The organism is Sporosarcina sp. SG10008 (assembly GCF_044569405.1).
GTDB lineage: Bacteria > Bacillota > Bacilli > Bacillales_A > Planococcaceae > Sporosarcina > Sporosarcina psychrophila.
Genome location: NZ_CP172607.1, coordinates 586,832 through 608,005, shown reverse-complemented (window position 1 = coordinate 608,005; position 21,174 = coordinate 586,832). Strand labels below are relative to the sequence as shown.

22 protein-coding genes are annotated in these 21,174 nt (G+C 40.8%); 5 read left to right on the top strand and 17 right to left on the bottom strand.

Annotated elements, in window-relative coordinates:
* Positions 1-398: 398 nt before the first annotated feature.
* Positions 399-932, top strand: a complete 534-nt coding sequence (gene pssA, locus ACGLYD_RS03105; RefSeq protein WP_067206854.1) for a CDP-diacylglycerol--serine O-phosphatidyltransferase — start codon at positions 399-401, stop codon at positions 930-932.
* Positions 933-957: 25 nt separating this feature from the next.
* Positions 958-1,734, top strand: a complete 777-nt coding sequence (locus ACGLYD_RS03100) for a phosphatidylserine decarboxylase (RefSeq protein ID WP_067206852.1) — start codon at positions 958-960, stop codon at positions 1,732-1,734.
* Positions 1,735-1,801: 67 nt separating this feature from the next.
* On the opposite strand, the gene ACGLYD_RS03095 is transcribed toward ACGLYD_RS03100, so the two are convergent.
* The 12 genes from ACGLYD_RS03095 to corA form a co-directional block, all read right to left on the bottom strand.
* Complete coding sequence (locus ACGLYD_RS03095; RefSeq protein WP_399631278.1) at positions 1,802-3,238, bottom strand: DEAD/DEAH box helicase; 1,437 nt, start codon at positions 3,236-3,238, stop codon at positions 1,802-1,804.
* 249 nt (positions 3,239-3,487) lie between these two features.
* The gene (gene ptsG / locus ACGLYD_RS03090; RefSeq protein ID WP_354313674.1) at positions 3,488-5,527 is read right to left on the bottom strand and encodes a glucose-specific PTS transporter subunit IIBC; all 2,040 of its coding nucleotides are present in this window, start codon (positions 5,525-5,527) and stop codon (positions 3,488-3,490) included.
* Between the two features lie 379 nt (positions 5,528-5,906).
* Positions 5,907-6,749 (bottom strand): glucose PTS transporter transcription antiterminator GlcT, encoded by an 843-nt coding sequence (gene glcT, locus ACGLYD_RS03085; RefSeq protein WP_067206843.1) that lies wholly within the window; start codon positions 6,747-6,749, stop codon positions 5,907-5,909.
* A gap of 402 nt (positions 6,750-7,151) precedes the next feature.
* On the bottom strand, positions 7,152-8,126 hold the full coding sequence (locus ACGLYD_RS03080; protein WP_067206840.1) for a zinc-binding dehydrogenase: 975 nt from the start codon (positions 8,124-8,126) through the stop codon (positions 7,152-7,154).
* A gap of 15 nt (positions 8,127-8,141) precedes the next feature.
* Positions 8,142-9,914 (bottom strand): acyl-CoA dehydrogenase family protein, encoded by a 1,773-nt coding sequence (locus tag ACGLYD_RS03075; RefSeq protein ID WP_399631274.1) that lies wholly within the window; start codon positions 9,912-9,914, stop codon positions 8,142-8,144.
* Entirely contained in the window at positions 9,904-10,665 is a 762-nt protein-coding gene (locus ACGLYD_RS03070; protein WP_340741669.1) for a 2-phosphosulfolactate phosphatase, read from the bottom strand. The genes ACGLYD_RS03075 and ACGLYD_RS03070 overlap by 11 nt, the downstream gene beginning before the upstream one ends.
* Entirely contained in the window at positions 10,662-11,726 is a 1,065-nt protein-coding gene (locus tag ACGLYD_RS03065) for a phosphotransferase family protein (protein ID WP_399631272.1), read from the bottom strand. The genes ACGLYD_RS03070 and ACGLYD_RS03065 overlap by 4 nt, the downstream gene beginning before the upstream one ends.
* Positions 11,727-11,766: 40 nt before the next feature.
* Positions 11,767-12,639, bottom strand: coding sequence for a 3-hydroxyacyl-CoA dehydrogenase family protein (locus ACGLYD_RS03060; RefSeq protein WP_067206835.1), 873 nt, complete (start codon positions 12,637-12,639; stop codon positions 11,767-11,769).
* A gap of 3 nt (positions 12,640-12,642) precedes the next feature.
* Positions 12,643-13,212, bottom strand: coding sequence for a TetR/AcrR family transcriptional regulator (locus ACGLYD_RS03055; protein WP_187047013.1), 570 nt, complete (start codon positions 13,210-13,212; stop codon positions 12,643-12,645).
* The gene (locus ACGLYD_RS03050) at positions 13,209-13,982 is read right to left on the bottom strand and encodes an SDR family oxidoreductase (protein ID WP_187047012.1); all 774 of its coding nucleotides are present in this window, start codon (positions 13,980-13,982) and stop codon (positions 13,209-13,211) included. The genes ACGLYD_RS03055 and ACGLYD_RS03050 overlap by 4 nt, the downstream gene beginning before the upstream one ends.
* Before the next feature lie 2 nt (positions 13,983-13,984).
* A complete protein-coding gene (locus ACGLYD_RS03045; RefSeq protein WP_187047011.1) occupies positions 13,985-15,211 on the bottom strand; it encodes an acyl-CoA dehydrogenase in 1,227 nt (408 codons plus the stop codon).
* Positions 15,212-15,512: 301 nt separating this feature from the next.
* Entirely contained in the window at positions 15,513-16,475 is a 963-nt protein-coding gene (gene corA, locus ACGLYD_RS03040) for a magnesium/cobalt transporter CorA (protein ID WP_067206826.1), read from the bottom strand.
* A gap of 660 nt (positions 16,476-17,135) precedes the next feature.
* Between corA and ACGLYD_RS03035 the strand changes: the two genes are divergently transcribed.
* Positions 17,136-17,534, top strand: a complete 399-nt coding sequence (locus ACGLYD_RS03035) for a DUF5658 family protein (RefSeq protein ID WP_354313794.1) — start codon at positions 17,136-17,138, stop codon at positions 17,532-17,534.
* A gap of 63 nt (positions 17,535-17,597) precedes the next feature.
* On the opposite strand, the gene ACGLYD_RS03030 is transcribed toward ACGLYD_RS03035, so the two are convergent.
* Positions 17,598-17,915: a spore coat protein gene (locus ACGLYD_RS03030; RefSeq protein WP_354313680.1), complete on the bottom strand. Its 318-nt coding sequence runs from the start codon at positions 17,913-17,915 to the stop codon at positions 17,598-17,600.
* Complete coding sequence (locus tag ACGLYD_RS03025; protein ID WP_067206822.1) at positions 17,912-18,112, bottom strand: hypothetical protein; 201 nt, start codon at positions 18,110-18,112, stop codon at positions 17,912-17,914. The genes ACGLYD_RS03030 and ACGLYD_RS03025 overlap by 4 nt, the downstream gene beginning before the upstream one ends.
* Before the next feature lie 2 nt (positions 18,113-18,114).
* Between ACGLYD_RS03025 and ACGLYD_RS03020 the strand changes: the two genes are divergently transcribed.
* Positions 18,115-18,666 (top strand): hypothetical protein, encoded by a 552-nt coding sequence (locus tag ACGLYD_RS03020; RefSeq protein WP_399631266.1) that lies wholly within the window; start codon positions 18,115-18,117, stop codon positions 18,664-18,666.
* A gap of 216 nt (positions 18,667-18,882) precedes the next feature.
* Here ACGLYD_RS03020 and ACGLYD_RS03015 read toward each other — a convergent pair whose 3' ends face one another.
* From ACGLYD_RS03015 to ACGLYD_RS03005, 3 genes are read right to left on the bottom strand one after another with little or no spacing between them, the layout of a single operon-like run.
* Positions 18,883-19,452 carry a manganese catalase family protein gene (locus ACGLYD_RS03015; RefSeq protein ID WP_067206819.1) on the bottom strand — a complete coding sequence of 190 codons (570 nt, stop codon included), beginning with the start codon at positions 19,450-19,452 and terminating at the stop codon, positions 18,883-18,885.
* A 14-nt stretch (positions 19,453-19,466) separates the two neighbouring features.
* On the bottom strand, positions 19,467-19,733 hold the full coding sequence (locus ACGLYD_RS03010; RefSeq protein WP_067206816.1) for a spore coat protein CotJB: 267 nt from the start codon (positions 19,731-19,733) through the stop codon (positions 19,467-19,469).
* Positions 19,730-19,936 (bottom strand): spore coat associated protein CotJA, encoded by a 207-nt coding sequence (locus tag ACGLYD_RS03005; RefSeq protein WP_082786798.1) that lies wholly within the window; start codon positions 19,934-19,936, stop codon positions 19,730-19,732. Before ACGLYD_RS03005 ends, ACGLYD_RS03010 begins: the two co-directional genes overlap by 4 nt.
* Before the next feature lie 150 nt (positions 19,937-20,086).
* Between ACGLYD_RS03005 and ACGLYD_RS03000 the strand changes: the two genes are divergently transcribed.
* Entirely contained in the window at positions 20,087-20,896 is an 810-nt protein-coding gene (locus tag ACGLYD_RS03000) for a DUF2935 domain-containing protein (RefSeq protein WP_340741666.1), read from the top strand.
* Positions 20,897-21,174: the final 278 nt, after the last annotated feature.

The following is a 21,174-nucleotide window of genomic DNA, read 5'->3' as shown; positions in this document are numbered from 1 at the left end:
AGTAGATGGTCAGTTCCCCCACTGCTTATCTCTGAATAAGCTATTGTCCACTGAAGTTATTCCTATGGCTAATCATATAGGAGTAGCGCCACCACTTAGCTTGTTTGAAAGCTTTTGTTCATGTAGCAAGAAACCCCTACTGCAATAACAGTTTATTATAAGTAACGGGAGGTCCAAGAGATTGAAAGAGAGCAAAGCGGCTGACATTCATACTTTAAATTGCATGGCATTCATTATTCAAGTATAATATAAGATTACCGGTTACATACTTTATTTTAATTCGTCTTTAATTTCACAGTTTTCACCATAGAAATCATGGTATCATTGTATTTTCGGGTAGTTGAAATCATGGCTATTAATTAATCGAAAATCGTATGTACACTATTAGGAGGTGTTTTATGATTTCACCTGATTATGTTGAACAATCCAAAGTGAAAGCGCAGTTAGCAAATGCAATTACATTGATGAACTTATGTTTCGGCGTTATTGCTATTATTCTTATTATAAAAGGCTTAGGTCATATGAGTTTACTTTTCATCTTCCTTGCCGCATTATTTGATCGTTTCGATGGAATGGTCGCGAGACATTATAATGCAGAATCGCTTTTTGGTAAAGAACTTGATTCATTATGTGATTTAGTTTCATTCGGATTAGCACCCGCATTATTGATTTACGAAACAACACTTTATTCGACGCCTTGGCTTGGAATCATTGCTACCGTTTTTTATGTCTTAGCCGGTGCAGTTCGTCTCGCTCGTTACAATGCATCTGAATTTGATGGTGCATTTTATGGTGTTCCTATTACGGTAGCAGGGGTTGTCATGACACTAAGCTTTTTCCTTGTTCCATATGTGGGTCCATTATTTTTCGTTATATTGATGTTGATTATGTCAGTATTGATGATTAGCAACATTCGTATTGCGAAAGTGTAAATGAATCGTTCGGAGGATAAATTAAATGAAAAAAGCACTCTTTAAATCTTTTGTTGAGCTCACGGGGAATCCAGTTTCTTCTGCTCTCTTAAAATCATTTACAAGTTCACGATTTAGCCGGCCGTTCATTCAGCCATTCAGCAATGCTTATCGCATTAATAATGACGAAATGGAACACCCAATCTCACACTATAAAAGTCTACAAGCCCTCTTCACACGCCAGCTAAAAGAAGGTATTCGTCAAGTGGATCCTTCGCCAAATGCCCTCACTTCACCAGTGGATGGTGTTGCAAGTGGAGTTGGGAAAATAGCTACCGACCAATCTTTTCTGATAAAAGGCCATCAGTATAAGATAAACGAAATTATGGGTACCTCTGAAAAAGCAGCTGCTTATAAAGATGGCACGTATTATATCTTTTACCTGTCACCTAGCCATTATCATCACTTCCACTATCCTGTTACAGGAAGTTTGGTTTCACGCTACGCTCTTGGCGGCGTTTCTTATCCAGTGAATAGTTTAGGATTACGTCTTGGACAGAGCCCCTTCTCCACGAATCATCGCCTCATTTCAGAAGTAATGACAGATTTCGGAAAAGTGGCCATAATAAAAGTTGGAGCTTTAAATGTGAATAGCATACAGCTTCACAATTCATCAAAAGAATGCATTAAAGGAAATGATTTTGGTTATTTCAGTTTTGGATCTACAGTTATTCTGTTTATAGAAAATAATCCGGACTTCATTCCGACTATTGAGTTGAACAGTGAAGTGCAAGTGGGACAAGCAGTTGGTAAATGGACTTAGTAGTATATAAAAAGCAATCCTTGTTCAGTGAATATACTGATCAAGGATTGCTTTTTTATATCGAGATTTATTTTTTCGCTTTATGCACTTTCAATAACTTCCCTTTAACTGTTGTCGTTTTCATTTCATTCAACACCAGCTTACCTTTGCCATTCAGTATATCAATATAGGTCACAGTGTCCTGGATTTTAATGATTCCGATGTCTTCTGCAGATACGCCAGGAATATTTGTAATTGTACCGACAAAGTCAACCGCGCGAAGCTTTTTCTTTTTACCACCGTTAAAATAGAGCTTCATAATATCTTTATTTACTAGTTCATTTTTGTTCTTTTTCAATTCAGGAAGGCTTTCTATTTTCTCTGTAAATGCGCCCATTGCTACTACAACTGCCTGTTTGGATGGAGCATTGCGTTGTTGAATTTCAAATCCAATGTACGCTTCAATCTCATCAAGGAAGTGATTTTCATTAGGCGTAACGAAAGAAATCGCTTTCCCTCTCTTACCAGCCCGTCCAGTTCTCCCTACTCTATGCACATAGCTTTCAGTTTCCACAGGAAGATCATAGTTAATTACATGCGTAATGCTGTCGATATCAATACCACGTGCAGCAACATCTGTGGCAACTAGGTAACGGAATTCGCCGCGCTTGAATTCATCCATGACAGAGAAACGGTCTTCCTGCATCATGCCGCCATGGAGTTTGTCGCAAGTATAGTGGAGTTTTTCAAGCTGTTCAGTAACACTATCCACTTGATCTTTTGTCCGGCAAAAAATGATGCAGCTATCTGGATTTTCAACAACGGTCACATCACGCAGCAGGTCAAATTTCTGTGGGTCCCTTACGATAATGAGTGAGTGGTCAATTTGATCCGTCAATGTAACAGTAGAAGCTATCTCAATATTTTTCGGGTTCTTCATATATTTACTGCTTAGTTTGCCTATCTTTTCTGGAAGTGTTGCTGAGAAAAGCATAGTCGTTCTATTTTTCGGTAATTTATTAATAATCGATTCGACTTGGTCAATAAAGCCCATATTTAGCATTTCATCAGCTTCATCTAGCACTAGATATTCAATTCGATCAAGCACAAGTGAACCTCGCTCAATATGATCGAATACACGCCCTGGTGTCCCGACAACTACGTGGCATTTTTGCTTTAGTTCTTCTTTTTGATAGGCATATGGTGATTTCCCGTAAACAGCGGCAGCTTTAATACGCTTAAAACGGCCAATGTTTGTAATGTCTTCTTTGACCTGATCTGCGAGTTCACGCGTCGGTGTTAAAATTAGCGCCTGTGGTTTGTTCTCGTCCCAGTCAACCATTTCACAGATGGGAATTCCAAAAGCCGCAGTCTTCCCGCTACCCGTCTGTGATTTGACAACTAAATCGTTTTTAGTAAGTGCCGCAGGAATTACTTTCTCCTGCACTTCTGTTGGTGAAGAATACCCAAGCCCGTCTAGCGCCCGTGTAATCTCCTTGCTTAAGTTGTAATCCTGAAATGTCATTGTTAATCAGCCTCTCATTCTAAGTGTATTATCTCACAAACAGGGGCCATTCGTCAGTTAAGGAAGTCTTCTGACACTAATTATAAGGGTGATATACAAAAAGAAAGAAATCAGCCATTTTATACATGGCTGATTTCTCTCTAAAGGGGCCTGACACTCAGTATTTACAGGTAAGAAAGTATAAGTTTTCCGACTTAGAATAGTGTCTAGCTTCAGACGCTCGGTTCTAGAAGGCGCCTTCCGCTTTTCTTACTTTTCAATCGTCACAATGTTGTCTTCTTCTAATTCAACAGTACCTGACTTATTAATAACGACTGATTCACCCTCAAATAGATTAGTGAAGATAATCGGAGTAATGATTGAAGTCGCATGCTCCTTAATATAATCAACATCGAATCTCAACAAAGGTTGTCCTTTTTTAACTTGATCACCTTGTGCAACTAAAGCTTCGAAACCTTTACCATCTAATTTGACCGTATCAATTCCAACATGAATTAAAATTTCTCTTCCTGAATCAGCTTGAATTCCTAATGCATGTTTTGTCGGGAAGAAAGTAACGATTGTCCCATCTACTGGTGAAACAACAATACCTTCAGATGGCACAATCGCAAAACCGTCGCCCATCATTTTTTCGGCAAACACAGCATCAGGTACTTCTGAAAGTGGCTTAATCTCGCCTTGTATCGGTGAAATAAATACATCTGTCGTTTGATTCGTTGTAACTTTACTTACAGCTTGGACAGGTTGTTCAACCACCTCAGTACGAGGTCGTTTTCCACTGATTACATCTTGAATTTGGCCTTTAATAATTTCAGAACGTGGGCCGAATATTGCTTGAATGTTATTACCAACTTCAAGTACGCCCGCCGCACCTAACTTTTTCAAGTCTTTTTTGTTAACGGCTTGAACATCGATAACAGATACACGAAGCCTTGTAATACAAGCATCTAACTGGCTGATATTCTTTTGACCACCCATTGCTTCAAGAATATTGTAAGCAAGATCAGTGTTGCCCTTTGGACCAGTTTTCGCTTCTTCTGTATCTTCATCATCTGCTTCACGTCCCGGTGTCATTAGATTAAACTTACTAATCATAAAGCGGAACAAGAAGTAATAGATCACTGCAAAAACAAGGCCGAGTAATACGGCAATCCACCATGACTCTTTGCCCGGTAAAATACCGAAGAGGAAGAAGTCAATGGCTCCACCTGAGAAGGTGTAACCGATATGAACTTCCAAAAATGTCATCAATACAAATGATAAACCATCTAAAACAGCATGGAGTAAGAAAAGTATAGGCGACAGGAATAAAAATGAAAATTCAAGTGGTTCGGTTATCCCTGTTAAGAATGATGTTAAAGCACCTGATGCTAATAGTCCTGCAACTAATTTTTTCTTTTCTGGTCGCGCTGCATGATACATCGCGAGCGCTGCTGCCGGCAAACCAAACATCATAATTGGAAATTCTCCACCCATGAAGTTACCAGCTGTAAGTTGTACACCATCTTTTAATTGTGCAAAGAAGATTGTCATATCACCACGAACAACTGAACCAGCCGCCGTCGTATATGTACCAAATTCATACCAGAATGGTGCATGGAAAATATGGTGCAATCCAAACGGTATTAGCAAACGTTTGATAAATCCAAAGAAGAATACGGCGATATATGTACCTTCATCGAGTAACCAAAGTGATGCACTATTCATTCCGGCTTGAACTGTTGGCCAAATAACAATCAATAGTAATCCAGCTACGAAAGCCGCACCAGCTGTAGCAATTGGAACGAACCTTTTCCCTGCAAAGAACCCAAGGAAAGAAGGCATTTCAATATCATGAAACTTGTTGTAACAAAACGCTGCTATCAAACCTACAATAATCCCGCCGAAAACTCCGGTTTGTAACGTTGGAATTCCGAAAACGAGTGCATAGGCTGGATTATCAGCAAGCATGTCTGGTGTAATCCCGAGCCATGAACTCATTACTTGATTCAATACGAGGTAACCAACAAGTGCCGCAAGTGCTGCAGCGCCGTCTTTTGCTAACCCAATCGCGACACCAATTGCAAAGATAAGCGGTAAGTTATCAAAAATAATTCCCCCCGCATCTTCCATTACTGTTGCTGTCAACTGGATCCAATCTGCTGATAAAAATGGCAGATAGTTAAGCATTGTTTCTTGCTGGGCAGCATTACCTATACCAAGCAATAAACCTGCTGCTGGAAGTAGGGCTACTGGAAGCATTAAAGCTTGTCCAACTTTTTGTAAAACACCAAAAGTTTTTTTAAACACTGTATAACCTCCTAAATCTTTAATAAGTCATCGGGGTTTTTCAACTATATAGGTTGACATAAAAAATTCCATTGAATTCGCTACGGCGCTTGGGGATGCCTTCGCTTAGTTTAATAGCTATTCATATGTTCAACATATATACATACAAAAAAGACATGAGAAAAAAGGAAATTGAAATAAGCCTAAGAGTTGCCCCCAAAACTATCATCAATCATCTTTTCACTCATGCCTGATCGTATCAGTAACACGTACGAAGATAATATTTTTATAAATTATGTCTGACGCCAATTGTATTACCCAATGACTTTATATATTAACCCTATCATAGTTATTAGAACCTTGCAAATAGATTTATTTGACCTGCAACAGATTACGATCTTTATTCCATTTTTGCTTGAATCCGTTGGAGATGTAGTGTTAAGTAAACCGCTTCAGCTTCATAGATCTCTTTTTGTAAGGTCTGTTGCATTACTTTAATCAGCTTCCAAGCTAGATTGTAACAAATTGGATACTCGTTTTTTAACAACCCTGTGATTTTTTCCGGCTCAGCAATCTTGTCTCCACGCACCACCCGCTCAATTGCAAAACGAAGATGGCGGATTAAACGAATATAGTCAATGCTAGTTTTATCAATAATTATGTCCAATTGCTCTTCAATCATTGTGACAAGTCGAACAATTAAATCTGAATGTCTCGTTAATTCACGCACATTTTTATTTACAAGGGCACTGTGAATATGTAAGGCAATGAAACCAATTTCACCTTCTGGGAGCGCGACAGATAGCTGTTCATTGACCATCGCTGTCACTTCAGCAGCAATTTTATACTCATCAGGATAAAGTGCCTTTGTCTCCAGTAAAAAAGGATTCCGAATTACCATTCCCCGTCTCATCCGATTAACCGCAAAGAATAAATGGTCTGTCAGCGCTATGTGGATATGTTCATTTAGCGGCATGCCAGCCCGTTCCCGAATAATTTCGACTGCTGAAATAAGCACTTTTAATGTCTTTTCATCAAGAGTGGAAATAAGCTGTTTGTACTGCTCCTGCTCTTCAGGATCATTCAATACAAATAATTTCTCAACTTCCTCTCGAATAATCGACTCTCCAGACTTTTTACCAAAGCCAATGCCCCGACCAATTAAAACGACTTCATTTCCATTCACATCAGTAGCAATAAGTACATTATTATTCAACGCTTTCTTGATCAGGTACGTTTTCATCCATCTATCCCCATTATCTTTTCTTGACTCTATTCTAGCACTAATCTCAATTGAATAGGTGCCTGTTATGCTCACCATGAATGTACTTATGACCGCCACTGGGCTGTTTATGACCGGCACGAAGCGTATTATGACCGCCTTACGTCACTCATGCAAATAAGTTTTAATACATTTTCTTTACATATAGAAACACCACGAGTAGGAAATCTTTATCAATCTCTCAACTACCTATTTATTGAACATATGACTACATGTAAAAACTTAGCGAAGGCGTCTTAAAAGGGGTAGCCGACGCCATAAGACTGATAGCCGCGCAGCGTCAGGCTTATGGCGGAAGGCATCCCCGAGCGCCGCAGCGGAGTTGAGGGGTATTTTTTCTCAACTCTCTAATTACCACTATTATTAAGGAATCAAAACAAGTTTCCCCATCGTTTTTCTCCCCTGCATCAATCGATGTACATCCGCCGCTTCTTCCAGTCTGTACGTGCCGCCAATCGTCAATGCTAAATCGCCGCTCTCAATAAACCCAAGCAATTCCTTGAAACTAGCTTGATACATATCATAATTATTCATAATTTGTGGCAGGAAAAATCCAATGACAGATTGATTGCGGCGCATCAATTCTCCAGCCAGCAGTGGTGAGGATTCACCGCTTGCCGCACCAAATACAACCACACGTCCGAATGGTGCAAGGCATTTCAACGTCTTGCGGAAAATATCGCCACCGACCATTTCAAGTGCTAGATCCACGCCTTTACCATTGGTTAGTTCACGGACCTTTAATTCCCAACCTTCTTCTGTATAGTTAACAACATGATCGGCACCCATTTCTTTTGCATGCACCAATTTTTCATCACTGCTTGCAGTAGCAATAATCTTGCCTGCTCCAAATATTTTCGCAAGTTGAACTGCAATTGCACCGACCCCACCTGCTGCTGCATGAACGAGAACGGTTTCTCCTTTTTCAAGCCGTCCCATTGTCTTTAAAATATGGTATGCCGTTTGCCCTTGCAGGGGTAGCGCGACTGCCTCAACAAAATCAACGCCGTCAGGAATAGGGGCAAGTGCCATCTCATGAAGATTCACATACTCCGCATAACCCGCCGATTCAATTAAAGACACGACGCGCATACCAGATTTATAACGTTTAACGTCTTTCCCTACTTCAGTAATAACGCCTGCAACTTCAGCACCAGGCATAAACGGCAGCGGAGTCGGCACAACGTATTTCCCTTCACGACGCGCGATATCCGCATAATTCACACCAATCGCCTTCACTTCAACCAGCACTTCTTGATCGCCAATTGTTGGTTTATCGATATCGACTAGTTCCAACACGTTCGGACCTCCATACTGTTCAAATCGAATTGCTTTCATCTTCAAAATCCCCCTTTAAGATATATACTGCCGTGATTCATTAAATGCTTTAGCAATGGCTCTTTTCGTTTGGATTGTGCCTTTACTCGCTAGATTACTAAATCGATTTGTCACATCAGCAAGTGCTGTCTTGCGCTTCTCTCCAGTTGTAACACCTGCAATCAATTTGCGAGCAATCATCTCAACTTCGAAAAGCGTATCGTCAATCAAAGCTTCTGTCAGTTGCACTTTAAGAGTAGATTTTTCTTCACCTTTTTTTGCAATTGATTTCTCAGTTCGCAGTACAGCAGATTCAGCTGCGTATAGTGCAATTGCGATGTCAGCCAATTTTAGTATCGTTTCTTGCTCATCCGCAATACGAGCTGCAAAAGCTTCATAAGCAAGACCTATGGACAGTAAAAATACATTGCGGATTGAACGGATTGCTTCTTTTTCATGGGCTAGAATTTCATCCTCTAACTCAATTGATTGCTTTAGTTGCGCAACGGCCTGCCCGACAAGCCCTGGTAACGGGACTAATCCTTTCCCCACCTGTTGCAACAGAGCCATCGGAATGAGCAATCGGTTAATTTCATTTGTACCTTCGAAAATTCGGTTAATACGCGAATCACGATACACTTGTTCAACCTTATACTCTTTTATAAATCCATAACCGCCATGAAGTTGAAGTGATTCATCCGCAACATAATCCAACGTTTCAGAACCGTATACTTTGCAGATAGCGGCTTCAACCGCATACTCCCTCATTCTGTCTGCAATAAGCTTCATGTTACTTGACCCGTCCACTTCACCAAGTGCATCTTCAAGATAGGAAGCAGTTCGGTATTGAAGAGACTCTGCTGCGTAAATGCGTATTGCCATATCTGCCACTTTTTCTTCGGTGGCAGTAAAGGATGCAATCCTCTTGCCAAATTGTTGACGTTCATTTGTATAATCAATCGCTAACTTGAAGGTGTATTTCGCTGCTCCTGTGCAGGCAGAACCAAGATTGAAGCGGCCCAGATTTAGCACATTCAATGCAATATGATGTCCTTTGCCGATTTCACCCAATAAGTTCTGGACAGGCACTTCACAGTTGTCGAAAAATACGGCTGTCGTGGACGAACCCTTGATGCCCATCTTCTGTTCTTCTGGCCCAAGTGATAAGCCTGGAAAATCTTTTTCAACGATGAACGCCGTAAACTTGGTACCATCGACTTTTGCATAGACAATGAAGGTATCGGAAAACGAAGCATTTGTAATGAACATCTTCGTTCCGTTCAACAAATAATGCGTTCCCTCTTCATTTAATAGCGCTGTAGTAGATGCAGCTAAGGCATCCGACCCGGCAGAAGGCTCTGTAAGGCAATAGGCGCCGATAAATTCACCAGATGCAAGCTTCGGCAAATACCTTTCTTTTTGCCACTGCGATCCGAAATACGTAATCGGTAACGTTGCAATACATGTGTGATTAGAATGTGCAACGCTATAACCACCTGCAGCTCCGATAATTTCCCCTACAAGCCCTTTCGTGATTTTATCGAGGCCAAGTCCACCGTATTTCTCGGGAATACTATGGGCAAGCAAACCCAATTCTCCTGCTTTTCTAAGAAGTGACCTGACAAGCGTAAAGTCCCCGCCCTCAATTTGTTCATTGTGAGGCCGCACTTCTTTTTCAATGAATTTCTTCGCCGTATCGGCAATCATATGGTGTTCAGCCGTAAAATCTTCCGGGGTGAAAATAGCTTCTGGCTGCGACGCGCTGTATAAAAATGACGTACCACGATATATTAGTTGATCAGTAGTCAATCGTTTTATCCCCTTTCACACTCATTTTCCCGTCCTCAAATTCGGGTACAACCTCAACTATTCCTCTAGTAGCGGAATAGAGAATATCTTCCTCCAAATCCACTTGCATAAGCATCTGGCCTGTTAAAGATGTTTTGAGTATCGAAGCGGCGTTCTCTTTATTCCCTCTATATAAATACAGAGCTGCTTTCGCAGAATCCGTCAGTTCCCACGACTCATTTTGTCGAAGTAATTCATCTATGAAATAGCCTGCCCCGTAAAAGTCCTCTAGGGAAAACTGCTTCATGGTTCCAGCGCAAATTAAAATGATTGAATCGTCCACGTGCTCTAGTGCTATTTTTCGTGCAACAGCGTGCCCATTTATCAATGAGGCGGCGAATACCTTTTTTGCGTTCTCGACATGACGAATAGCGACGGTGCCATTCGTTGTTGAAAGGATGATAGTTTTTCCCTTTGCAACATATTTAAGTATCGTGGGAAGCGGATCCACAAAACCTTCAATTGTTAGTCCTTCAGATTCTCCAGCTATAATTGTCGCTGATTTCTCAAAACTTCCCGCTACTTTCAAGGCTTCCTCCCCGTCCATTACAGGGATAACTTCCTTTGCTCCATGATGAAGAAGTGTGGCAATGGTCGTTGTCGCAAGTAAAATATCAAACACGACTGCCACTTTATCTTTATTGATCAACTCTGGCATGATCGCTTCTTTTTGAAGAATGACATGAAGCTTTGGTCGAGTTACTGTCATCATTTTGTCGTTCCGACCATCGCTTGCTTGACAAGTATCTCTACAAATTTATCCATATGAGAGAAGCGAGCATCTGTCGTTTGTCCATTTTTATAGCGGTAATAAATTTGCTGACAAATGACAGCGAGTTTAAAGTACGCAAAGGTACTATAATAATTAATATTCGTCATATCCCGCCCACTTTTCTCTGCATAACGCGCAATAAAATCTTCGCGTGTAAAAAATCCTTTCTGAATCGTAATCGGTGGTTTGCCAAGTCCATGCAGTAACTGATCCGGATCATCTGCCTGCATCCAATAACTTAGTGCCGCCCCGACATCTGCAAGTGGGTCTCCAACAGTCGTCATTTCCCAGTCAAACAATCCTGTCATCACAGAATAATCACGTGAAAACATCGCATTATTTAATTTATAATCATAGTGAATAATCGTTGGTTCAGCTGATTCAGGAATATTGTTTTGCAGCCAAGTAGTAAGCGCTGCAACTTCCTCAATAGCAGATGTCTTCGCTTTTTCATAGCGTCCAATCCAGCCATGGACTTGCCTTTCCAAGAACCCGTCCGGCTTGACCATCTCAACAAGTGCTGTTTTTTTGTAGTCAATCGCATGTAACTCCACAAGTTTATCGACCATAATTTCAGATACTTTTCTTCCTAATTCATCAGGAGAATTCGTACCACTTGGAAACTCTGTATCGAGAACAATTCCGTTCCGTCTTTCCATAACAAAAAATGGGCTACCTATGATAGTTGAATCATTACAAAAGACGAGCGGTTTCGGTGCAGTTGGATAAACAGGATGAAGTGCAGCTAATACATTGAATTCTCGTTCCATATCATGCGCTTTCGCAGCAACTGGACCGAGTGGCGGACGTCGAAGTACCGCTTGCCAAGTCCCTATTTCGATTTCATAGGTTAAATTAGAATGGCCCGTTCCAAACTGCCGAACTTCAAGTTCACCTTCTGGTAAATCGGCACAATTCTCCCGAAGAAATCGCAAGAGGACTTCTTCGTCCAATCCTTCTCCTTTTCGGACAGGTATCGTATCGTTAGTTGTTGATATCACCCTACTCACTCCCTATTCTTTTGGAATTAATTCACCCTCATCAGCCGCGATTGTAGGAATAGAATCCTTGTCCCGTTTTCCGTCCTAAATGACCTGCTTCTACTTTTTGCACAATACATGCAGCTGGTTTGTCTGCCTGATTTCCCGTTTCCGCGAATTGCTGCTGCATGACAAAATTGACAACGTCTGCTCCGGATAAATCAATAAGTTCAAACGGTCCCAATGGATGCCCAAGCGATTTTTTCACGATTAAATCTATATCTTTAAAATCAGCGATTCCATTTTCATAAAGTGCAATGGCTTCTTTATGAATTGCGCCTAATATACGGTTTGCGACAAAGCCGGATATTTCCTTTCGAAGGATAATTCCCTCCTTGCCGATTTGTTCACAAACAGCTAATGCAGTCTGCGCTGTTTCTTCAGACGTTTCTTCACTCATGACGATTTCCACACACTCCATAACCAGAGGTGGGAAAAAGAAATGCGCGTTACAAACTTTGTCTGGACGCTCCGTCACTTCTGCAAGCAACGAGTTGACGATGGTTGAACTATTAGAGGCTAAAATGGCATGTTTCGGTGTAAGACGGTCCAGTTCCCTAAACAATTGCTGTTTACTAGTTAGTTTTTCCACAATCGCTTCAATTACAAAATCTGCATCTCTCGCGGCTTCGTTGAGATTATCCGTGAATGTGAGATTTTGAAAAGCAGTTTCCTTGCTACTCGCAGTTAACTTCCCACTTGCAACCCATTTATCCATTCGCTTTTCCAAGCTCGCTTCTGCATCCTTCAGTGCTTCACTATTTACATCCTGCAATGAAGTCCTGTATCCTCCAAGCGCGCACAGCATAGCAATTTGATGCCCCATTTGTCCCGCTCCAACAACAAGAATATGCTTAATTTCATTCGCACTCATCATTCATTCCCCCTTCAAATCAATTCCGTGTAAGATGAAATCCATATACATATTCGCAAGTTCTTTCGACGATATATTGCCAGACGGGTCAAACCATTCATAACTCCAGTTTGTAACCCCTAAAATCGCAAAAGTAGTCATTTTGGGATCTAGATTATCCCGAAACTCCTTCTTTTCAATTCCCTCTTTAATGATTTTCTCAATAGTGAGATGGAACATTCTTCGTTTATTTTTTATGACACTACTGTTTTCCTCTGATAAATGACGCATCTCCCTAAAGTAAACACGTACATTTGAACCTTGTGTTTGAATATCCTTAATGAGCATCTCAACAATTTTCGTAAGCTGATTTCGGCAACTTTCATTACTGTCTAAAACCTTCTTTTGTCTGGCTACTAAATCATCGATATAGCGGAGATGGATGTCCATAAGAAGCGTTTCTTTACTCGTGAAGTAATAGTAAAAAGTCCCTTTCGTCACGCCTAGTGAATCAACAATGTCCTGAACAGAGGTTGAACTAAACCCTTTCCGTTCAAAAAGTTGAATGCTTTGTCTAGTAAGCTCTTCTTTCATAATGTACTCATTCCACCGTCGACTAGCAGAATATCTCCCGTCACATAGTCAGAAGCTTTCGATGCAAGGAAAAGAGCGACACCTTTTAAATCTTCTTCTGACCCTAAGCGGTTTAACGGTGTGGAATTTAAAATATATTCATGCCCTTGTTCAATTGTGACTTTTGACATTTTGGTTGGGAAAAATCCAGGTGCAATCGCATTAACGTTAATATTGTGCTGCCCCCATTTAGCTGCGAGATCTTTCGTAAATGTGATAACTGCTCCTTTACTGGTGTTGTAGCCGATAGTATCCATAAAGCTCGGATGCGTCCCGCCAAGTCCAGCAACGGATGCGATGTTAATGATTTTTCCGTTTTCTTGCTCAATCATGACTTTACCGACTTCTTGACTCATCAAAAATGTGCCATTGACGTTTACATCCATCACTTTTTTCCACGCTTCATAGGGCATGTCAACAACAGGCGCACCCCATGTTGCCCCGCTATTGTTGACAAGGATGTCTATCGTGCCAAAAATTTTCATCGTCTCTTCAACTACCTTTTTTACGTCATGCTGATTCGTCACGTCACATGCAAGTCCAATCGACCGAACACCAAGCGCTTCCAGTTCTTTACTCATTTCAATACAAGCTTCAATATTGCGTGAACACAGCACAACGTTTGCACCTGCTTCCGCAAACCCTTTTGCAATCTGTGCCCCAAGTCCTCTGCCACCACCTGTTACGATTGCTGTTTTCCCCGTTAATCTAAAAAGGTCAAGTACAGTCATAATTAGTTCCCCTTTCCGTGAGCTGCATATTTTTTAAGTTCCAGACGTGCGATTTGATTGCGATGAACTTCATCAGGTCCATCTGCGAGACGCAGCGTTCTTGAATTTGCCCACTGCGCCGCCAATGTATAATCTCCACTTACACCCGCTCCACCAAACGCTTGAATAGCGCGGTCGATTACACGCAGTGCCATATTTGGCGCCGTCACTTTAATCATCGCGATTTCTGCTCTCGCTTCTTTATTACCAACCGTGTCCATCATATAAGCTGCTTTTAACGTCAAAAGGCGTGCCTGCTCGATATCAATGCGTGATTCTGCAATCCATTCTCGAACGACGCCTTGTTCAGCAATAGATTTCCCAAATGCAGAACGTTGTTGAACACGAATACACATTTCTTCAAGCGCACGTTCTGCAGCGCCAATTAACCGCATGCAGTGATGAATTCGACCAGGTCCTAGACGACCTTGCGCTATCGCGAATCCTTTCCCTTCACCCCACAACATGTTTTCCGCCGGTACACGAACATTGTCAAATGTGATTTCCGCATGTCCGTGCGGCGCATGATCATAGCCAAATACGGAAAGCATTCTCTCAACCTTCACCCCGGGTGTATCAAGTGGCACTAAAATCATCGACTGCTGCTCATGCAACGCAGCATTAGGATCGTTCTTGCCCATGAAAATTGCAACTTTACAACGCGGATCGCCCGCGCCGGAAGTCCACCATTTACGCCCATTTAATATATACTCGTCCCCATCCCTGATAATGCTTGATTGGATGTTTGTTGCGTCGCTAGAAGCGACATCCGGTTCTGTCATAGCAAAGCAAGACCGGATTTCCCCATCTAACAGCGGTTCGAGCCATTGTTTTTTCTGCGCTTCCGTTCCATATCGCACAAGCACTTCCATGTTTCCTGTGTCAGGCGCGTTGCAGTTAAATACTTCTGGCCCTATTAATGATCGGCCCATAATTTCACAAAGCGGTGCATATTCTACATTGGTAAGGCCTGCACCCATTTCACTTTCAGGAAGAAACAAGTTCCATAGACCTTTTTCGCGTGCTTTCATTTTCAACTCTTCTATAATTGGCGGATTTTGCGCCCAGCGATTTTCTTGTGCATTTAGCTGTTCGTCAAAAGTCTTTTCATTTGGATAAACAAGTTCTTCCATAAATGCCGTCAACTTCTGTTGCAATTCAATCGTCTTTTCCGAGTATGAAAAATTCATAATCTCTCTCCATCCTTTCATTCTATAAATAATATGTGTACTAACCGGTTAGTATGTTCTGAATATAACAACTATTCAACATGTTAACGCTTACTAATCGATTAATCAAGTAGATATATGGAATTATAGGATGCCATCGAATTCGCTACGGCGCTAGGGGACGCCTTCGCTTAGTCTGTATAGTATTTATTTGTTCAACATATATAGTTTTATAGAGTAAGGAAGAACAACGTTTAAAAAGGCGCCAGCTATGTAGATGCTGACGCCTTTCGATAAATCTATCCATACAAATGACTACCATTTAAGATTTAAACATACCTAACCAGCCTTTATATTTGAACAATGCCAACATAGACGTTCCTATTACAAGCATAACAATTAATACGATGATGTATCCGTATCGCCAAGTAAGTTCCGGCATGAACTCAAAATTCATCCCGTATACACCCGCTATAAACGTTAGAGGTATGAAAACGGATGATACAATCGTCAGTATCATCATAATACGGTTCATTTGATTCGAATTTATCGATAATTGGCTGTCTCTAATATCAGTTGTTAGTTCCCGGTTAGATTCAAGAATATCTCCGAGTCGTAGTAAATTATCATAGATATCACTAAAATAGGCTTGTTCATTCGCGGATAGCTTTATCCGTTCTGAATTAATTACTCGATGTAAAAGTTCATGCATCGGCAAAATTGTTCGCCTTAATCGCAATAAATTGCTGCGGACTTCGAATACAGAATCCATGGATAAATGAACAGTTGATGGTGCAAGCGTGTCTTCAATATCATCCAGATGATCTTCTATTTTATGAAGTACCGGGAAGTAATCATCGACGATTTTATCGATAATCTGATGCGCAACAAAAACATGTCCTTTTTTCCATTTCCCTGGATTTTGAATAATCCTTTCCCTCGCATTTTCCAGCCCCTGAACCGCCGTATAATGAAAAGTGATGACATAGTTTTTTCCGAGATACAAATTTATTTCTTCTGCTTTTATCGTTTCAGGATTTATGGTATGCAATACAAAAAAAGCATAGTCATCATAAAAATCCAATTTCGGTCGTTGAAGACGGTTCAAACAATCTTCGATAGTCAGCGGATGAAACTGAAAAAATGAATGCAACAAAGAAGCTTCTTCTTCATTTGGCTGTTCCAAATCCACCCAGTACCACTTGAATTGACGAGTATGTATGTCTTCTAGCGGAAAATCAAACAATAATTTATTCTCTACTGTGAGTCCCATCGTCCGGATCAAACGAACACCTTCTTTCTAACTCCACAAATCCTGTTCATGAGTAGCCTTCGCTCGATATATATATGTTGAATTAAAGAATCCCATTGAATCTGCTGTGGTTCTCGATAATGAGTGAGTTGTAATTCGGGGTGTGGATTGTAGAACACTTGGCGCTTTGGGGATGCCTGCGCTAGGTTGTTCATTATCGAGAGAAATGTGATTTTGGATGTATATGACGAGATTGTAAGGTGATTACTAGTTGATACTATATAAATTTGAAATAAAGAATTCCAATGAACCGCTACGGCACTCAGTATATATACCGGATTCAACATATATAATTATAGTAAAGAAATCGGCAATCTAGGTTGTAGATTTCATCCCAGCTACTAAAATGCGCTTTCTCATATAGACCATCCAGCGCAGGCGCGACTTCGTGGTAGCCGAAGCGATAAGACTGAAAGCGGTCTCCTTTCTGGCTTATCGCGGGAGGCATCCACAAAGCGCCGAAGCGGTATTAGTAGGAATCCTAATTCATTCCAAGTACAAGGGCTGTTTCAGTGGCCTCCCAAAAGCCCTTGTAAGCGCATACGACGTATTCATTTGTTCAACATATATAGTATACAAAAGAAAATCATTCACCGCATTGTTCACACTCTTTCATCAGTCTTACTGTCTAGTATGAATAGCCGCAAGTTATCCCAAACTCTATGTAGAACTTTAACTATCGTCAGCATAGGAGGCATTACTATTCAGGATGACAGGAATATATTTTCCACCCGTAAAAAACTGCTTACCGCCGGAATTCTTCTTTTACTATTAGCCGTTGTTGATTCATTTTTCACCGATTTTGGCATTCAAAAACAGTATATCACTGAAGCGAATCCATTAATGGCACTTATCTACGACACAAGCATTTGGGGATTTTACGCCCTTAAAATTAGTTTGCCCTGTGTTTTACTCTATTTACTGACAGAGATTGAACAAAAAAGGTATTTAAAACTATTAGTTGGATCTGCAATTCTGCTTTACAGTGTCGTTCTATTCCAGCATATCTATTGGATTTCATTAGTGCTTTAGGACAATGAATCCAAAATAAACACCACTCAATCAACTTAGTGGTGTTTATTCGTGTTACTTTTGTTATTTTAGTTGTTGCTTGTACTCGGTGTACTCCTGATAAAGGGCTGTAACCTCACTAGACTGAGCAGGTGTAAGCGAGCACCAACCATGTTGGAATTGCAAATCATATAATTTTCGATGTTGCTGCGATGTTTCTTTCATCATATCAAATAGTGATGAGTAGAACTTTGAATTGCTCGCTTCAGGCATAGCAATTGCGTAGGAGTTGCACATATTTTTTTCCGTCGCTAATGCTGAGCTTAACATATCAGAATCATTGACCGCGGACTTTTTAGAAAGCTGTGTTTTAGGATTTTGAATCTTTTTAGTAGAAGTCATTGCATATTACCCCCGTTTTCATTCAGGACAGTTAGCAAATTATCATAGTGCGTCAAGTGCATTTTCCCTGCTTCTTCGAATTGTCGTTTTAAATCAGGCAGTTGGCAACTTTGAGCGGCCTGTCTATACTGTTTCACCGCTAGCAAATTCGAATTTAGCATATTTTGCAAATAGCCAATATCTGAAGTTGACACCATTCTTGGGGGCTCAAAGTAAAGTATCTTCTGTTGTTGTTGCGATTTCCCTTCTGATTGTTGTGGTTGTTCCAGTGGTTCAGGTTGCTTTGGTTCTTGTGATTGCGGTGTTTGCTGTGGTTCTGGTTGTTGTTGTTGTTGTTGTTGTTGTTGTTGTTGTTGTTGTTGTTGTTGCTGCGGTTGCTGTGGTTCTGGTTGTTGTTGTTGTCCTTGTTGTTCTTGTTGTTGTTGCAGCGGTTCTGGTTGTTGTTGTTGTTGTTGTTGTTGTTGTGGCGGTTGCTGCTGCTGCTGCTGTTGCTGTTGTTGTTGTTGTTGTTGTTGCTGTTGTTGTTGCTGTTGTTGTTGTTCTTCTTGCTCCTGCTGTTGAATCTGTATCTGCAGTTCGAGTTGTTGAAGTTGAATTTGCAGTTTTTTTAGTTGTTGAAGCTGTTGTTGTGATTGTGCAGACTCCACACTTCTTAGCTCCTTTCAAACAATTTAATCTTAGTATGAATCTTGCGACAGATATTATACGGTCTAAAATAAAAATACCAGGATATGAATCTAGTCGAAATTGAGTCTTGAAGCCCATCTTCTATCCTTCAGCTTCTAGTGAAAAGTCCTATTTGAATTGGAATAGGCGGTTATGCTGATGTTCGCAGAAATCCATCACTTCTTAAACAACGTGAAGGAGGTGGTAGTTCTATAATCAATTAGTTTAGTAAATTTAAGGATACTGATTCTAGTAAATTAAAAATTCCGTCACCCAATTACCAGGGGAACGGAATAATCTTTTAAAATACCTTTTTACGATCACGCTCATCTTTTAGTAGTTCAACTGATTCCCTAAAGCGCAAAGAATGAATATTTTCCCTCTCCCTCAAAAACCTCAAGGAATCATTGATTAACGGGTCGTCTGAAACGTCGATAAGCCATTGGTATGTCGCTCTCGCTTTTTCTTCAGCTGCGATGTCTTCATACAAATCGGCAATCGGATCACCTTTCGCTTGAATATACGTTGCAGTAAACGGAACACCGCCTGCATTTTCATAGAAGAGATCGTGACCATGATTGACGAAATGTGCACCAAGGCCAGCCTCTACTAGCTGTTCGGGTGTTGCGTCTTTCGTCAATTTATAAATCATCGTCGCTAGCATTTCGAGATGAGAGAATTCTTCCGTTGCAATATCAGTCAATACCCCGATGACCTTACTTGGAACCGTATAACGCTGATTCATATATCTGAGCGCCGCAGCAAGTTCCCCATCTGCTCCACCATATTGTTCCATAAGGTATTTCGCGAGCGTCGGATTACATGTACCTACCTCAACTGGATACAAGAGTTTTTTTTCATAAACCCACATTACCTATCCCCTCCTTATCGTTGCCATGGCCACGGTGTTGAATTCCAGCGCCATCCAATTTCAATTGCCTGTTCAGAAGGAACTGATGCGAGGGATAAAGGTCCATATCTATTTTCGTATTGGTGTCGTACATGGGCTGCTGCTTTTATTGCTTCCCGCCATTGATCTAGGGCTTCCGCTTCATCGGGATGCGTATCCGTGTACAATGTTAGTTCAACAACGACGAAATCTGCTTGCTGCACGCGTAACATCATTTGGCGTTCTTCTTCAAACGCACTCATGAAATCCCCTCTTCCCGAGAAAATCCATCTGCAAGTGACGGCCAAAGTGTCCCTGTTCGTAACGCTTCTTCAGGTGAGTTTTGAGGGAGTCCCGGTTGCTGGTAATTCATAAAAATTTGTGGCGGCAAAACAAAGGTCTTCACCCGTATAGGCGGACACGGGTCAAGCGGCGAAACGTAAGGCCTATAACTCCCCCGGAACATTGGACGTTCCAAATTTAATCACTCCTCGAACCATCATATGATAGAACCGCCTACTTGATACACTGACATATTTTTCATAATCCGAATGCTTTATCTCATAAATACTATGTGTGACTCATAGGAATAACAATAGAAAGAGGAGGTTGTTTTTTGGTTAAATCGTTTCAAGTGGATGCACTATTTAAACTTCATTTTTGGCTACAAATTTTGGGAGACCATAGCCGTTTCATCCATGACTCATTAGCGCCCAGTGAAATTGAAAATATCAAGATTTCTAATACGTTCATAGAGAAATTCGATCAACTGCTTACAGCTTCTGAACAGCAATTAGAAGAGCAACAGCTTCTCACCCTGCTCCAGAATGCAAAAATCGCAAGTGAGGAAATTCGAACATTTAAATTGCAATTAATTCAGGAACAGTTAATCGGAAATATAAAAATCTCTTTACCTCCATCCTTCATCAACCACATGGTCAATGAAGTAGAAGAAGCGATCCGTCTCTTTTCCTATTTGGAAAAAGGACAGATAGCACCAGCCGTCCATCCACTCCATCATGATTTGCTTTGGTTACTTGACGCCGCCGGTCATGCAGGTGCCATTGACGCAAACCTGGACCGGGTTGAAAAACCACTGCATGAGAAAAGCCGTAAATTTACAAAGGAATGGGAAGACTTCTATTTAAAAGCGATAGAACTCGCTGGTTTCTTACGAACAAACATCATGAAATTCCCTGCTTTAGAAAATTTCCATAATGATGTTCATTTGGAAATGACAATTTTCCAAGTATTTTTGCACGAATTAGAAGAAATGGAACTGAATAAAGAAGCACTAGGAACTTTTACTGCACTTATGGCTGATCATATGGCTCGAGAGGAAAGTTATTATTTAATGAAATTGGCAGAAACAGCCGGTACCCCATCCCCATCAAGCAATCCTACAAAACCGCGAACAACAGCATAATCGAACCGCTGAAGATTACATCAAAATAAAAGAGGCAGCGTCTAACACGATTCTAAATCGTGGCAGACGCTGCCCTTATTGTTGTTCAAGTTTTAACCAACACAACTATTCTTTATGTTTAACAGATAACAAGTCTGTTGATTAACCACTTTCTTACATTATGACCTGTTAGAAAAGCAAATAAGTCTGCATTTGCAACTATACATTTCTGACTCGCTTTGGACTAAATAATCACAATACCTTTACCTCGGGTTAAATGTGGCTGGAAGTGTTGAAGT

What these genes read in the sequence shown, in the direction of transcription:
- pssA (WP_067206854.1), top strand. Translation starts at nt 399, where the DNA reads ATGATTTCACCTGATTATGTTGAACAATCCAAAGTGAAAGCGCAGTTA.
- ACGLYD_RS03100 (WP_067206852.1), top strand. Translation starts at nt 958, where the DNA reads ATGAAAAAAGCACTCTTTAAATCTTTTGTTGAGCTCACGGGGAATCCA.
- ACGLYD_RS03095 (WP_399631278.1), bottom strand. Translation starts at nt 3,238, where the DNA reads ATGACATTTCAGGATTACAACTTAAGCAAGGAGATTACACGGGCGCTA.
- glcT (WP_067206843.1), bottom strand. Translation starts at nt 6,749, where the DNA reads ATGAAAACGTACCTGATCAAGAAAGCGTTGAATAATAATGTACTTATT.
- ACGLYD_RS03080 (WP_067206840.1), bottom strand. Translation starts at nt 8,126, where the DNA reads ATGAAAGCAATTCGATTTGAACAGTATGGAGGTCCGAACGTGTTGGAA.
- ACGLYD_RS03070 (WP_340741669.1), bottom strand. Translation starts at nt 10,665, where the DNA reads ATGATGACAGTAACTCGACCAAAGCTTCATGTCATTCTTCAAAAAGAA.
- ACGLYD_RS03060 (WP_067206835.1), bottom strand. Translation starts at nt 12,639, where the DNA reads ATGAGTGCGAATGAAATTAAGCATATTCTTGTTGTTGGAGCGGGACAA.
- ACGLYD_RS03055 (WP_187047013.1), bottom strand. Translation starts at nt 13,212, where the DNA reads ATGAAAGAAGAGCTTACTAGACAAAGCATTCAACTTTTTGAACGGAAA.
- ACGLYD_RS03050 (WP_187047012.1), bottom strand. Translation starts at nt 13,982, where the DNA reads ATGACTGTACTTGACCTTTTTAGATTAACGGGGAAAACAGCAATCGTA.
- ACGLYD_RS03045 (WP_187047011.1), bottom strand. Translation starts at nt 15,211, where the DNA reads ATGAATTTTTCATACTCGGAAAAGACGATTGAATTGCAACAGAAGTTG.
- ACGLYD_RS03035 (WP_354313794.1), top strand. Translation starts at nt 17,136, where the DNA reads ATGAATAGCCGCAAGTTATCCCAAACTCTATGTAGAACTTTAACTATC.
- ACGLYD_RS03030 (WP_354313680.1), bottom strand. Translation starts at nt 17,915, where the DNA reads ATGACTTCTACTAAAAAGATTCAAAATCCTAAAACACAGCTTTCTAAA.
- ACGLYD_RS03025 (WP_067206822.1), bottom strand. Translation starts at nt 18,112, where the DNA reads ATGGTGTCAACTTCAGATATTGGCTATTTGCAAAATATGCTAAATTCG.
- ACGLYD_RS03015 (WP_067206819.1), bottom strand. Translation starts at nt 19,452, where the DNA reads ATGTGGGTTTATGAAAAAAAACTCTTGTATCCAGTTGAGGTAGGTACA.
- ACGLYD_RS03010 (WP_067206816.1), bottom strand. Translation starts at nt 19,733, where the DNA reads ATGAGTGCGTTTGAAGAAGAACGCCAAATGATGTTACGCGTGCAGCAA.
- ACGLYD_RS03005 (WP_082786798.1), bottom strand. Translation starts at nt 19,936, where the DNA reads ATGTTCCGGGGGAGTTATAGGCCTTACGTTTCGCCGCTTGACCCGTGT.